Annotated in this window: 12 protein-coding genes; 4 read left to right on the top strand and 8 right to left on the bottom strand. The window is 17.4% G+C overall.

Features of this window, described 5'->3' with window-relative positions; translation table 11 throughout:
* Positions 1-79 precede the first annotated feature (79 nt).
* Genes nrdA through yfaE form a run of 3 tightly spaced genes read left to right on the top strand, consistent with a single transcriptional unit; the run spans position 80 to position 3,780 of the window.
* Positions 80-2,365, top strand: coding sequence for a class 1a ribonucleoside-diphosphate reductase subunit alpha (gene nrdA, locus RJT80_RS00665; protein WP_343187883.1), 2,286 nt, complete (start codon positions 80-82; stop codon positions 2,363-2,365).
* Between the two features lie 23 nt (positions 2,366-2,388).
* Complete coding sequence (gene nrdB, locus RJT80_RS00660) at positions 2,389-3,516, top strand: class Ia ribonucleoside-diphosphate reductase subunit beta (protein WP_343187882.1); 1,128 nt, start codon at positions 2,389-2,391, stop codon at positions 3,514-3,516.
* The gene (yfaE, locus tag RJT80_RS00655) at positions 3,517-3,780 is read left to right on the top strand and encodes a class I ribonucleotide reductase maintenance protein YfaE (protein WP_343187881.1); all 264 of its coding nucleotides are present in this window, start codon (positions 3,517-3,519) and stop codon (positions 3,778-3,780) included.
* Positions 3,781-3,785: 5 nt separating this feature from the next.
* Here yfaE and pta read toward each other — a convergent pair whose 3' ends face one another.
* From pta to prfA, 5 genes are all read right to left on the bottom strand, one after another.
* On the bottom strand, positions 3,786-5,906 hold the full coding sequence (gene pta, locus RJT80_RS00650; protein ID WP_343187880.1) for a phosphate acetyltransferase: 2,121 nt from the start codon (positions 5,904-5,906) through the stop codon (positions 3,786-3,788).
* Between the two features lie 39 nt (positions 5,907-5,945).
* Positions 5,946-7,157 (bottom strand): acetate kinase, encoded by a 1,212-nt coding sequence (locus tag RJT80_RS00645; protein WP_343187879.1) that lies wholly within the window; start codon positions 7,155-7,157, stop codon positions 5,946-5,948.
* Positions 7,158-7,276: 119 nt separating this feature from the next.
* Complete coding sequence (locus RJT80_RS00640; RefSeq protein ID WP_343187878.1) at positions 7,277-8,086, bottom strand: tetratricopeptide repeat protein; 810 nt, start codon at positions 8,084-8,086, stop codon at positions 7,277-7,279.
* Between the two features lie 90 nt (positions 8,087-8,176).
* Positions 8,177-9,016, bottom strand: coding sequence for a peptide chain release factor N(5)-glutamine methyltransferase (prmC, locus tag RJT80_RS00635; RefSeq protein ID WP_343187877.1), 840 nt, complete (start codon positions 9,014-9,016; stop codon positions 8,177-8,179).
* On the bottom strand, positions 9,013-10,098 hold the full coding sequence (gene prfA, locus RJT80_RS00630) for a peptide chain release factor 1 (RefSeq protein ID WP_343187876.1): 1,086 nt from the start codon (positions 10,096-10,098) through the stop codon (positions 9,013-9,015). Before prfA ends, prmC begins: the two co-directional genes overlap by 4 nt.
* 364 nt (positions 10,099-10,462) lie before the next feature.
* On the opposite strand from prfA, the gene RJT80_RS00625 reads away from it, so the two are divergent.
* The gene (locus tag RJT80_RS00625; RefSeq protein WP_343187875.1) at positions 10,463-11,413 is read left to right on the top strand and encodes a ribose-phosphate pyrophosphokinase; all 951 of its coding nucleotides are present in this window, start codon (positions 10,463-10,465) and stop codon (positions 11,411-11,413) included.
* A 15-nt stretch (positions 11,414-11,428) separates the two neighbouring features.
* On the opposite strand, the gene RJT80_RS00620 is transcribed toward RJT80_RS00625, so the two are convergent.
* The 3 genes from RJT80_RS00620 to RJT80_RS00615 all read right to left on the bottom strand — a co-directional run bounded on the left by RJT80_RS00620 (position 11,429) and on the right by RJT80_RS00615 (position 14,497).
* Complete coding sequence (locus tag RJT80_RS00620; protein ID WP_343183658.1) at positions 11,429-11,914, bottom strand: TIGR00645 family protein; 486 nt, start codon at positions 11,912-11,914, stop codon at positions 11,429-11,431.
* A 77-nt stretch (positions 11,915-11,991) separates the two neighbouring features.
* Positions 11,992-12,468, bottom strand: coding sequence for a CvpA family protein (locus RJT80_RS02215; protein ID WP_428994209.1), 477 nt, complete (start codon positions 12,466-12,468; stop codon positions 11,992-11,994).
* Between the two features lie 565 nt (positions 12,469-13,033).
* Positions 13,034-14,497: an NADH-quinone oxidoreductase subunit N gene (locus RJT80_RS00615; RefSeq protein WP_343187874.1), complete on the bottom strand. Its 1,464-nt coding sequence runs from the start codon at positions 14,495-14,497 to the stop codon at positions 13,034-13,036.
* Positions 14,498-14,510: the final 13 nt, after the last annotated feature.

The following is a 14,510-nucleotide window of genomic DNA, read 5'->3' as shown; positions in this document are numbered from 1 at the left end:
TCCAATAAAATTTTTATAAAAATAAAATTTAAAAAATAATTTATATTAAAAAAAATTTTTTAAATAGGTAAAATTTGACATGAAAGAAAAATTGTATGTCATAAAAAGAAATGGAAAAAAAGAAAAACTTAATTTAGAAAAAATTCATAAAGTATTAAATTGGGCATCAAAAGGATTAAAAAAAATTTCTATTTCAGAAGTAGAACTTAAATCAAGAATACAGTTTTATAATGGAATTACAACAATTAAAATTCATGAAACTATTATAAAATCAGCATCAGATTTAATTTCTATAAAAAATACAGATTATCAATATCTATCAGCAAGATTAGCTATCTTTCATTTAAGAAAAAAAGTATATGGAAAATTTCATCCACCAAAATTGTATCAACATGTAAAAAGAATGGTTAAAAAAAAAAAATATGATAAAAATTTATTAACTATGTATTCTAAAAAAGAATTTAAAAAAATGAATAATTTTATTGATCATACAAGAGATATGAATTTTTCATATGCAGCAGTTAAACAAATGGAAGGAAAATATCTAATAAAAAATAGAATTACAGGAAAAATATATGAAACTGCTCAATTTTTATACATTCTAATTTCTGCATGTATTTTTATAAAATATCCAAAATATAAAAGATTAAAATATGTTAAAAAATTTTATAATTCTATATCAAAATTTAAAATATCTTTACCTACACCTATTATGGCTGGAGTAAGAACCCCAATGAGACAATTTAGTTCTTGTGTATTAATTGAATGTGATGATAATTTAAATTCAATTAATGCCACAGCAAATGCAATTATAAAATATGTTTCTAGAAGAGCAGGAATAGGAATTAATGCAGGAAAAATAAGAGCTATTGGTAGCCCTATTAGAAATGGAGAAGCATTTCATACAGGATGCATACCCTTCTATAAACATTTTCAAACAGCAGTAAAATCTTGTTCTCAAGGAGGTGTAAGGGGTGGGTCAGCAACGTTATTTTATCCAATTTGGCATTTAGAAATTGAAAATTTAATTGTTCTTAAAAATAATAGAGGAATTGAAGAAAATAGAATTAGACATATGGATTATACTGTACAAATTAATAAATTAATGTATAAAAGAATGATTTTAGAAAAAAAAATAACATTATTTAGTCCATCAGATGTACCAAATCTATATAAATATTTTTTTTCAAATCAAAAAAAATTTAAAAATCTTTATATAAAATATGAAAATAATAAAAATATTAGAAAAAAAAAAATAAAAGCATTAGATTTATTTGCATTAATATTAAAAGAAAGAACTTCTACAGGAAGAATTTATATACAAAATGTTGATCATTGTAATTCACATAGTGCATTTAATCCAAAAAAAGCACCAATAAAACAATCTAATTTATGTTTAGAAATCACATTACCTACTAAACCAATTAATAATATTAATGATAAAAACGGAGAAATTGCTCTTTGTACATTATCTGCTATTAATTTAGGAAAAATAAAATCATTAAAAGAAATTTATAACATTTCAAATTTAATTGTTAGAGCTTTAGATGAAATATTAGATTATCAAGAGTATCCAATCGTTTCCGCTAAAAAAAGTGCACATAATAGAAGATCATTAGGAATTGGAGTAATAAATTTTGCCTATTATTTAGCAAAAAATAAAGTTCGATATTCAGATGGAAGCGCTAATAACTTAACTCATCAAACATTTGAAGCAATTCAATATTATCTTTTAAAATCATCATATAAATTAGCAAAAGAAAAAGGAAAATGTAAATTCTTTAATGATACGAATTATTCAAAAGGAATATTACCAATAGATACATATAAAAAAGATATTGATTTAATATGTTCTGAACCATTACATTTAAATTGGGAAAAATTAAGAAAAAAAATAATAAAATATGGATTAAGAAATTCAACTTTATCAGCTCAAATGCCATCAGAAACATCTTCTCAAATTTCAAATGCAACAAATGGAATAGAACCACCTAGAGGATTTATGAGTATAAAAGCTTCAAAAGATGGAATTTTAAAACAAATTGTACCAAAATATAATAAATTAAAATCATATTATGAATTACTTTGGGATATGCCAAATAACATAGGGTATTTACAATTATCAGGAATTATTCAAAAATTTATTGATCAGTCTATTTCAACAAATACAAATTATGATCCAAAAAAATTTTTAAATGAAAAAATACCAATAAAACAACTTATACATGACTTACTTATAGCATATAAATTTGGTTTAAAAACTTTATATTATCAAAATACAAAAGATGAATCTAAAATTTTTAAAAAATCATTATTAAAAAAAAATAATAATTTAAACTGTGATAATGGAGCATGTTTTATTTAAAAAAATAAATTAAGTAGGAAAAAATGAAATTTAGTACTTTTTCTAAAAAAAAAAATAATCAACTCAAAGAACCAATGTTTTTTGGACAATCTGTTAATATATCAAGATACGATCAACAAAAATATATTATTTTTGAAAAAATAATAGAAAAACAACTATCTTTTTTTTGGAGACCAGAAGAAATTGATTTATCTAAAGATAGAATTGATTTTAAAAAATTATCTAAAAATGAAAAACATATCTTTATAAGTAATTTACAATATCAAACTTTATTAGATTCTATACAAGGAAGAAGCCCAAATATTGCTTTTTTACCTATTACTTCAATACCAGAATTAGAAACATGGATTGAAACATGGTCTTTTTCAGAAACTATTCATTCTAGATCTTATACTCATATTATTAGAAATATTACTAATTTTCCAGATAAAATATTTCAAAATATAATTGATAATAAAAATATTTTAAAAAGAGCTCAAGATATTTCTAAATATTATGATAAATTAATAGAATTAACATATTATTGGAATATCTTTGGAGAAGGAAAACATATCATTAATAATAAAGAAAAAAAAATTAATTTAAAAAAAATTAAAAAAATGTTGTATTTATGCTTAATTAGTGTAAATGCTTTAGAAGCAATTAGATTTTATGTAAGTTTTGCTTGTTCTTTTTCATTTGCAGAACGAGAAATTATGGAAGGAAACGCAAAAATTATTAAATTAATTGCAAGAGATGAAGCTTTGCATCTTACAAGTACTCAACATATTATTAATATATTACATACAAAAAAAACTGAAGGAATGATTGAAATCAGTTCAAAATACAAAAAAGAAGCATATAAAATATTTATAACTGTTGCTACACAAGAAAAAGAATGGTCAAAATATTTATTTAAAAATGGATCAATATTAGGTTTAAATAAAGAAATTTTATGTCAATATATTGAATATATAACGAATATTCGAATGAAAGCTATTGGATTTGAACCTTATTTTAAAATCTATTCTAATCCAATTCCTTGGATAAATTCTTGGTTAATTTCTGAAAATGTACAAAATGCTCCACAAGAAACAGAAACAACATCTTATTTAGTTGGTCAAATTGATTCTGATATATCATCAAATTTATTTAAAAATTTTAAATTATAAATGAAAAAAAATAAAATAATTATAAAAAATAAAAATTATAAAGTTATATATACAAAAAATAAAATTTCATTATTAAAAATACTTATAAAAAATAATATACCAATAGATTACCAATGCAAAGAAGGCTATTGCGGAACATGTAGAATAATTTTGATTCAAGGAAAAGTATACTACTTAAAAAAATATACTTTAGCTTCTTTGCAAAAGAATGAAATACTTTCTTGTTGTTGTATAGTTGATAGTAATATAAAAATAAAAATATAAAAAATTTAAAAATTATTATCAATAGATTGAATTACAGTTAAAGCAATAGTATATAATATATCTTCGGTTGATGCTCCTCTTGATAAATCATTGACTGGTTTTTTTAAACCCTGAATCATTGGGCCTAAAGAAAATATTGAACATGATCTTTGAACTGCTTTATATGTAATGTTTCCACTATTTAAATCAGGAAAAATAAAAATATTTGCATCTCCTGAAATTATAGATTTAGAAAATTTTATTTTAGAAATATTTTTATCAATTGCAGCATCATACTGAATTGGACCTTCAATAATTAAATCAGGACGTTTTTTTTTAACTAATTCAGTTGCTATTCTAATTTTATCTACCATTAAACCTGATCCAGAATTATTTGTAGAATACGATAACATAGCAATTTTTGGAGTAATTCCAAAAATTTGTGCAGAATCTGCAGATTGTATGGCAATCTCAGATAAATCTATTTCATTAGGATTAGGATTAATAGCGCAATCTCCATAAATAAAAACTTTATCTGGAAATAACATAAAAAATATAGATGAAATTAAATTTATATTTTTTTTCATTTTTACTATTTTTAAAGCAGGTCGAATAACATTAGCGGTTGTATTCTCAATTCCAGCTACTATGCCATGAAATTTAACTGTATTCATTAAAATAAACATAGATAAAATAATAGTATTTTTTTCTAAAAATTTTTTATAATCATATATAATTAAATTATTATATGTTTTTTTACAAATTTTTATATAATTTTTACTAATATCTTTAGGGTCATATATTTTTAAATTTTTAGGAATAGACAATCCTAAAAGAAAAAATTTTTTATGAATTTCATTTAAATTTCCAATAAGCAAACAATTGCAAATATTAAATTTATGACATAAATATGCAGCTTTAATTATTTTCAGATTTTCTCCTTCAGGTAAAATAATTATTTTTTTTTGTTTTTTTGATAATTTTTTTAATTTATATAAAAATTTATATGAAGAAAATTTTTTAACTTTATTTTTTTTACTTAAAAAAATAGAATTTATATTAGAAAATAAAATAAAAGAATTTTTTTTGTATTCTTTTTTTTTACATTTTTTATGATATAAATAATTAATTTGATGTAAATAATATAATAAATTAAATAAATTAATATTTAAAAAAAATATTGAAATTCCATTTTTTTTTAATCTTTTATAAATTCTACTATGAATAAAAAAAGATTTATTATTTCCAATAAATAATAAAGAACATTGAATATATTTTTTTTTTAAAAAAAGAATTTTTTTAAAATTATCAAAATAATTAAAAGATATAATTAATAATACATTTTTTTTAAAATTATAAATTTCATTAATATTTTGATTAGAAAAAAAAACTATATAATTAATTTTTGTATTTTTTTTTTTGTAAAATAAAATTTTAGCATTTAAAAAACTTATTAATTTTTCTAATTTTATAGAAAAATAATATTTGTATTTATAAAACATTCCTAATATTAAAATATTTTTATAAATAAAATTTTTTAATTTATATATTTTTTTTTTATTATTATAAGACAATAACTTATTCGTATGACTTATATGATTTAATTTTATTTTATTATATGAATTAATAAACACTCCTAAAACTTTAAAACAATTATTTTTTAAAAAAAAATTTTTTATAAAATGAAATTTATATTTTAAATCTTCAAAAAAATCATTTTCAGGAGTAATAATAAAAATTATTTCTGCATTTAAAATTCTAGCAATATCTAAATTTAATTGATTAAAAAAATTAATAGAAATATCTTGATGAAATTGAATTCCTTCAATTAAAACAATTTTTTTATTATTATATAAATAATAATTATCAAGTAATTTTTCTAAATATAAAGAATAATTTTTTTTTTTTAATAATATAGAAAAATTCTTTATAAAAAGTGGTTTTATAAAATTTATAAATTTATTTTTTTTTTTTAAATAATAAGAAGAATTTTTAATATTTTGTTTTAAATTAGATTGTGTTTCTATAAAAGGATTAAAAAAACTAAAATTTTTATTATTTTTTATAAAAATATTAGATAAATTTAAAATAAAAGAAGTTAAATTTTTGTTTTTTCCTATCGGAATTAAAATGATTTTACGAACCATAAAAACTATCCTTAAAATTTTAAAAAATTAAAATTTTTATTATTTAATATATTTAATTAATTTTTGAGTTTCTATAGCAATAAAAAGTTCTTCATTTGTTGGTATAACTAATATAGAATGAGATTTTTTTTTATTTATAAAATAATTATTTTGTTTTTTAATCGAAGAATTTAAAAATTCATCTATATAAAAACCTAATATATTTAATTTAGAAACTACTATTTGTCGAACTAAACAAGAATTTTCACCAATTCCACCAGTAAAAATAATAGCATCTAATTTATTATTCATTAAGACGCTATATGAACCAATATATTTTACTAATCTATGACAAAATATTTTTATAGATAATGTTGCTTTTTTATTTTTATTAAAATATTTTTCAAAATAACGACAATCACTGCTTTTATTACTTATTCCTAATAAACCAGATTTTTTTGTTAAAATTTCTTCTATTTTCTCTAAATTCATTCCAAGTTTTTTATAAAGAAAAAATATTATAGCAGGATCTAAATCACCGCTTCTTGTACCCATTACTAAACCCTCTAATGGAGTTAAACCCATAGAAGTATCTATAGATTTTCCATTTTTTATTGCTGTAATCGAACATCCGTTTCCTAAATGACAACTAATAATATTTAATAAATTTTTAGGTTTTTTTAAAATTTCTGAACATTTATTAAGAATATAATTATGACTAATTCCATGTGCACCATAACGTCTAATGTTATATTTTTTATAAAATTTATATGGTAATGCATATAAATAAGATTGTTTAGGTAATGTAGAATGAAATGATGTATCAAACACAGCAACATTTTTATTACATAAATTAGGAAAAAATTTTTTAGCTATATTTATTCCAATTAAATTAGAAGGATTATGCAAAGGAGCAAAAATTGAATATTTTTTAATTTCTAAAAGTATTTTTTTATTAATAATAACAGATTTTTTAATATTAATTCCTCCATGAACTACTCTATGACCAATTCCATTAATTTCATTATAATATTTTAAAAAATTTTTTTTTATAAAACTTAATACAAAACTTAAAGCATCTTCATGATTTGTATAATCAGATAAATTTTGTTTATATTTTTTAGAATAAAAATTTAATTTAAATTTAGTATTTTTTAAAAATAAACATTCAACTACTCCAAATATAATTTTATCTTTAGATAAAGGATTTAAAATAGAAAATTTTAAAGAAGAACTTCCGCAATTTAAAACTAAAATTAACTTTTTAGACATTTCAAATATACCTAATTTTTTATAAGTTTATATTTAAATAAATTATTTTTTAAAATATATAAAAAATATTTTTAATAAAAAATTATTAAATAATATAATTTTAACATATTAATTTTAAATTAATGTAAAGTAACACTCTCGTTTTTTATAGAATTAATTTTTAATTTAATAATATCACTAATTGGATCATCAGGACATTTATTAATAAAATAATATAAATCTTTTTTTGCAAGAGAATAACATTCTAAATAAGCATAAATTAATCCTCTATCTCTAATTTCATATGGATCTTTTGGATTCATTTGTAATAAAAAATTACTAATTTTTAAAGCTAATTCAATTTTATTTTCTTGCATTAATGCAGATTTTAATGTATTTAAAATTTTTTTTAAAATTAATTTTGATTTAGAGGTTTTTAAATAACGTGAATGCATAACTGCCATAGAATTAATATTTCCTTTTAATAATAATTCTAAAGTATTATTATTTAAAAATTCTCCATTAAATGGATTAATTAACAAAAATTTTTTATATGATAATTTAAATTTTAAAATTAATTGAGTAGGAAAAATTACAGGATTTATAGGAATTTCTAGTTTTTTAAAAAAATATAATAAAATTATTCCTAATGAAAGAGCAGTTCCTTTACGAGTTTTTAAAACTTTATTTAACCATAAAACATCTGATAAATTATATTGTCCAGAAATTTCTTGAAAGTTCCAATGAATATAAAATAGTTTTAAAAATTTTTTTAATTTATCTTTTTTTGTTTTTTTATTATTAATATATTTTTTTGCTTTAATAATTTTTTTTTTTAAATCATATAAAAATAAATTCTTAGAAAAATTTTTTTTTATTTTTTCAATAATAGAAAAAAAAACTTCTAAAACAGTTGTTTTAGAAAAATTAATATCATACAAAATTGTCATATTTTTACCAAAAAATATATAAAAAATAAATAAAAAAGATTTAATAAACAAAATAATTATTTTTTTAAATTATTTTGAATAAAAATTTATTTATTTAAATTTTATAAATTGCCCTATAGTAACTCTATCAAAACTATTATAATCTTTATATGTTGTAATATTAATATAATTATATTTTTTAAACAATGCATGTATTTTTTTTTTTTGATTCCAACTATGTTCTAATAATAACCAACCTTCATGATATAAATATTTTTTTGCATATTTTATAATAAAATTTATATCAAAAATTCCATTATTTTTAGAAACTAACGCACTAAGAGGTTCAAAAAAAATTTCATTTTTTAAATTAAAATATTCTTTAAAATCAATATATGGAGGATTGCTTACAATTAAATTATATTTATTATAATTAATTAAACTAAACCAGTCACTCAAAAAAAAATTAATATTTTTAATATTTAAATTTTTTGAATTATATTTAGCTATTTTAATAATTTCATTACAACAATCTATACCTGTAACAAAACAATTTGGTTTTGAAGATGCAATAGAAATAGCAATATTTCCACAACCAGTTCCAAGATCTAAAATTTTTAAATAAGAATTTTTTATTATTTTTAAAGCTTGATCTACTAATACTTCACTATCTGGTCTTGGAATAATTGTTTTATTAGAAACATAAAAATCTAAAGACCAAAATTCTTTTTTTTTTATTAAATATGATAATGGTTCCCTATAAAATCTTCTTTTTACAAATTTATTTAATATTATTAAATCATTTTTATTTAAAATATAATCAGGAAAACAAATTATCCAACTTCTAGATTTTTTTAAAACAGTACTCAAAATAATGTTAATATCTAATTGAAAATTATTAATATTTTTTAATAATTTTGAAGAATATTTTATCCATTCTTTAATTTTCATTCATTAATCTCTGATAATTTAGAAAAAATTTTAGCTTGATTATCTTGTATAATTGGATCTATTAAAATATCTAAATTACCTTCTAAAATTTTATCTAATTTATATATAGTTATATTAATTCTATGATCTGTTACTCTATTTTGTGAAAAATTATATGTTCGATTACGATCAGAACGAGATCCGCTTCCTAAAAGATTTTTTTTTTTTATAGAAGATTCTCTCTTTTTTTTTATACTTATTTGATTTTGAATCCTTGTTTGTAAAATATTTAAAGCTTTTGCTTTATTTTTATGTTGAGATCTTTCATCTTGACATTCAACAGAAACTCCAGTTGGAATATGAGTAATTCTAATTGCAGAATCAGTAGTATTTACATGTTGTCCACCAGCACCAGATGATCTAAATGTATCAATTTTTAAATCTTTATTTTGAATTTTAATTTTATCTTCTTTTGGTAATTCAGGAATAACAGCAATAATACAAGTAGAAGTATGAACTCTCCCTTGAGTTTCAGTTTTTGGAACTCTTTGTACTCTATGACCACCAGATTCAAATTTTAAACGACCAAAAGAACCTTTTCCAATAATTTTAAAAATAATTTCTTTAAATCCTCCATGTTCTCCATAATGACTATGAATTAATTTTATTTTCCAATTTTTTAATTCTGAATAACGGGCATACATTCTATATAAATCACCACAAAAAATTGAAGATTCGTCTCCTCCAGATGCAGATCTAATTTCTATATAACAATTTAATAAATCTTTCGGTTCAGATGAAATTAAAGAAAAATAAATTTTTTTTTCTATATTTTTCTTTTTAATTTTTAAAATTTTCATATCTTCTAGAGCTAAACAATACATTTCTTTATCTTTTAATAAATTTTTTGTGTTTTTTATATTAATTTTATTTTGTTTCCATTTTTTAAAATATAAAACAGTATTAGATATTTTTAAATATTCTCTAGATAAATTTAAAAAAAGTTTTTTTTTATTAATTATTTTTTTATCTGACAAAATTATTTCAATTTCATGAAATCTATTTTCTAAAAATTTTAACTTTCTTAATAGAGAAACTTTCATATTTTTTTAAATTAATCCTTATTTTTTATAAAATTTATAATTTTTTTTTAAAAAATTTATTTTTTAAAAATATAAATATATATGTTAATATAAATAAAACATTAATGATATAATCATTATTTATTAAAAAATAATAATTATTAAAAATATATAATTTAAAAAATTATAATAAAATATATTTTTAAAAAATAATATTTTTTATAAAAAAATTTTTATAATTTTAAAAAATTATATTTTAATATAAATATATATTTATTTTATTTTAATTATAATAAAACAAAATATTTTAAAATTTATATTATTTTATTTAAAATAAATTTTTTTATTTGTTAACAAAATAATTTATAAAAATTATAGGATTTATATGTCTCATTTCAAATTATTTTCTGGAAATTCTGTACCTCAATTAGCTAATTTTATTGTACAAATTCTAGATTCTAATTTAGGAAAATTAACAGTAAATAAATTTAGTGATGGAGAAATTAGTGTTAAAATTGATGAAAATGTTAGAGGAAAAAACATTTTTATAATACAATCAATTTGTTCACCATCAAATGATAATTTAATGGAATTAATTATTATTATTGATGCATTAAAAAGAGCATCAGCTAAAAAAATAACAGCTGTAATTCCATATTTTGGATATTCTAGACAAGATAAAAAAATAAAATCAGCTAGAGTTCCAATAACAGCAAAAATTGTTGCAGATTTTTTATCAAATTCAGGAATCGATAGAATATTAACTATTGATCTCCATTCAGAACAAATTCAAGGTTTTTTTAATATACCTATAGATAATTTATATGGAAGTTTTGTTTTATTAAAAGATATGTTAAAAAAAAAGTTAAATAAACCAATAATTGTATCTCCAGATATTGGTGGAGTTATTAGAGCAAGAGAATTTGCAAAATTTTTTAATAATTCAGATATAGCTATTATAGATAAAAAAAGACCATGCAAAAATATTTCAAAAGTCATGAATATTATTGGGGATGTAAAAAATAGAGATTGTATCTTAATAGATGATATAATAGACACTGGAGGAACTATATGTAACGCATCTAATTCTCTTAAAAAAAACGGAGCAAATAAAATATTTGCTTACGCTACACATCCAGTTTTTTCTGGAAATATTTTAAAAAATATTAAAAATTCTTGTTTAAACGAAATTATCGTATGTGATACTATTCCATTATCTAAAAAAATAAAAAAATTAAATAACATTCGAATATTAACTTTATCTAAAATGCTTGCAGAAGCCATTAATAGAATTATAAATAAAAAATCTATTTCAAAAATGTTTAAATATAATTAAATATAAATATAAATTTTATTTTTTTTTTTTACTCATTTTATCAATATATGCCATTCCAAAAGCGGAAAGAACAAAAGTTAAATGAATAATCACACATAAAATTATTTTATTATCTAAAACTTTTTCTGCTTCCATAAATAATCTTAATAAATGAACAGAAGAAATTGCAACAATAGACGAAGCTACTTTATTTTTAATTGAATTTACATCCATAGTTCCCATCCAACCTAATCTTTTTTTATTATCTTTAATATCCATTTTAGATATAAAATTTTCATATCCAGAAAACATTACCATTACTAATAAACCACCAACTAAAGCAATATCTATTAAAGATAATACAACTAAAACTAAACCAGATTCTGAAATAATTAATATTTCTGGAAGAATATATAATACTTCTTGAAAAAATTTTAAAGTTAATAAAATAAATCCAAAAGATAAACCAAAATATACTGGAAACATAAACCATCGAGATGCATATATAATTTTTTCTATCATTTATTTTTTTCTCCTATAAGTATTTTTTTTAAAATAAAATTATTTATAATAACATATAACATAAATAATAAATTTTATTATAAAATTTTATTTTTATTAAAAATAGAAAAAAAATATATACATTTTAAACAAAATGGAGAAAAAATTGAATTTTTTAAATAAAAATAATTATTTATATGAAAAAAATTTTTAAATATATACATAATTAAAAAAATTAATAATATACCTCTTAAAAAACCAAATATAAAACCAAGAATAAAATTGCTTAAATAAAATTTTTTAATAAAGTTTAAAAAATCATTACATAAATAATAAAATATAAATTCAAATAATAAAACACTAAAACTAAAAATAAAAAATATAAATATTAATTTTAAAATATAATTATCAATAAAATTTAATAAATTTAAAACATAAAAATAAAAAAAATAAAATAAACAAAATCCTATAAAAAATATTAATATAGAAAACATTTCTTTAATAAATCCTTTTCTAAAACCTATTATAGATGATATAAAAATTATAAAAATAATAAAATAATCATAAATATTCATATTGTGTCCAAATTTTTAATTTATTTATATATTTATAAAAAAATAAATTTTTAAAAAAATTAATTTTTTATATTAAAAATTTTAAAAAATTTAAAATATAATCTAAATTATTAATAAAAAAATTACTTTTTAAAAATTAATAATTTTTCAAAAATATAATTTTATATCTTGATTAATATTTTTTTATAAAATAAAAAATTCATCAAGATCAATAATCTGAAATAATAGAATTTGTTCTAAAAATTTCAGATTTTTTTTACAAAAAATTTTATATATATTTTAAAAATATGAATATTAAATTGAATTTTTTAAAAAATAGTATAAAACTAAACAAAAAAAATATTATTTTATTTCATATAAACTCACTTTTTAAAAAAATAAATAATTTTTTAATACAATTAAAAAATTAAATAATTTTTGATTTATTTAATAAATTTTTAAATTAATATATTTAAATTTATTTTTTATATTATTAAAAAAATAAAAAAAAAAAATAAAAATATTATTTTAAAAAATTTATTTTTTAAAATATTTTATATGTATTTTAAAATTTTTTTATATATATTTAAATTTTAAAAATAAAATAGTTTAAATTATCTAAACAAATTGGGAAAAATCCTATAAAAACTATAATTAAAGAAAATAAAAAAATAAAAATTTTTAAAAATTTATATAAAAAAGTTTCAATAAATAAATTTTTAGAAATACATGATTTTTTTTTATAAAACAATATTTTTATAAAATTAAAATAATAATATAAACTTAATACACTTTCAAATAAAATTATAAATCCTAAAATAAAATTATTTTTTTGAATTATTAATTTTAAAATATAAAATTTACCAAAAAAACCTATTGTACAAGGTAATCCTACAATTGAAAATAAAGAAATAATTATTGATATAGATAAAATATAACTTTTCCAAAAAAATCCTTCATAATTTTTAAAAGAATGATTATTATCATCTTTAAAAAAAATTGAAATTAAAATCATAGAACTAAATAAAACTAAACTATTTAAACAATATCCTAATAAATAAATTTTAGATAATTGATGAAATTCATGATTTTGATGTAAAAATATTAAAATTATACATAAATAACCAGAACTAATTATAGTGGAATAACCTATTAATCGTTTTAAATTTGTCTGAAATAACGCTAAAATACTTCCAATAAAAATAGAACATATTGACATAAACTTTATAATTTTTGAAAACATAAAAAAATTTTTATATGAAAATAAAAATAATAATTTTAATAAAATAACAAAAAAAAGAACTTTTACTGAATTAGAAAAATACATTAAAACCGGACAGGATATTTCTTTATAAATATTCGAAATCCATAAATAAAACGGAAAAACTGAAAGTTTTATAAATAATGAAACACAAGATAAAACTAATCCAAATAAAAATAATTGATTACAATTAAAAGTTGATAAAATACTTATTAATTTTAAAGAATTATAATTTAAACTTCTAGAAGAAAGATATATTAAAGATATTCCTAATAATAAAAAAATAGATGAAATACTAGATAAAATAAAATATTTAAAAGAAGATTCTAAATTTTTAAAATTTTTAAAAAAATTATAACTCATCATTCCAAATAAAGGAAAAGATAATAATTCTATTCCAACATAATAAGAAAAAATATTAGAAGATAAAAAAAGAACACAACCTCCTATATTAGATATTAATAATAATAAATAAAATTCTTCTTTATTAAATGATTTACCTTTTAACCATATATAAGAAAATATACAAGTAAACATACTACCTAAAAAAAATAAAAAAATAAAAAAAATATTTATTGATTTAAAATATATTTCATTTTCTGAATATAAAATTATATTTTTAATTAAAAAAATAAAAAAAAATAAAGAACTAAATAAACCTAAAAAAGTTACAATAAAAGATAAAAAAAAATTTCTTTTGAAAATTATTATTAATAAATTTAATACAATTGAAAGAGATAAAATTAATACAGGAGATATAAAAAAAAATTGTTTAAAAATAGAAATCATTATATATTTCACC

Origin of the sequence: Buchnera aphidicola (Periphyllus koelreuteriae) (assembly GCF_039360445.1) — a bacterium.
GTDB lineage: Bacteria > Pseudomonadota > Gammaproteobacteria > Enterobacterales > Enterobacteriaceae > Buchnera_J > Buchnera_J aphidicola_BM.
The sequence above is the reverse complement of the archived record's forward strand: the minus strand, read 5'-3'. Positions and strand labels throughout refer to the sequence as shown.

What these genes read in the sequence shown, in the direction of transcription:
- nrdA (WP_343187883.1), top strand. Translation starts at nt 80, where the DNA reads ATGAAAGAAAAATTGTATGTCATAAAAAGAAATGGAAAAAAAGAAAAA.
- nrdB (WP_343187882.1), top strand. Translation starts at nt 2,389, where the DNA reads ATGAAATTTAGTACTTTTTCTAAAAAAAAAAATAATCAACTCAAAGAA.
- yfaE (WP_343187881.1), top strand. Translation starts at nt 3,517, where the DNA reads ATGAAAAAAAATAAAATAATTATAAAAAATAAAAATTATAAAGTTATA.
- pta (WP_343187880.1), bottom strand. Translation starts at nt 5,906, where the DNA reads ATGGTTCGTAAAATCATTTTAATTCCGATAGGAAAAAACAAAAATTTA.
- RJT80_RS00645 (WP_343187879.1), bottom strand. Translation starts at nt 7,157, where the DNA reads ATGTCTAAAAAGTTAATTTTAGTTTTAAATTGCGGAAGTTCTTCTTTA.
- RJT80_RS00640 (WP_343187878.1), bottom strand. Translation starts at nt 8,086, where the DNA reads ATGACAATTTTGTATGATATTAATTTTTCTAAAACAACTGTTTTAGAA.
- prmC (WP_343187877.1), bottom strand. Translation starts at nt 9,016, where the DNA reads ATGAAAATTAAAGAATGGATAAAATATTCTTCAAAATTATTAAAAAAT.
- prfA (WP_343187876.1), bottom strand. Translation starts at nt 10,098, where the DNA reads ATGAAAGTTTCTCTATTAAGAAAGTTAAAATTTTTAGAAAATAGATTT.
- RJT80_RS00625 (WP_343187875.1), top strand. Translation starts at nt 10,463, where the DNA reads ATGTCTCATTTCAAATTATTTTCTGGAAATTCTGTACCTCAATTAGCT.
- RJT80_RS00620 (WP_343183658.1), bottom strand. Translation starts at nt 11,914, where the DNA reads ATGATAGAAAAAATTATATATGCATCTCGATGGTTTATGTTTCCAGTA.
- RJT80_RS02215 (WP_428994209.1), bottom strand. Translation starts at nt 12,468, where the DNA reads ATGAATATTTATGATTATTTTATTATTTTTATAATTTTTATATCATCT.
- RJT80_RS00615 (WP_343187874.1), bottom strand. Translation starts at nt 14,497, where the DNA reads ATGATTTCTATTTTTAAACAATTTTTTTTTATATCTCCTGTATTAATT.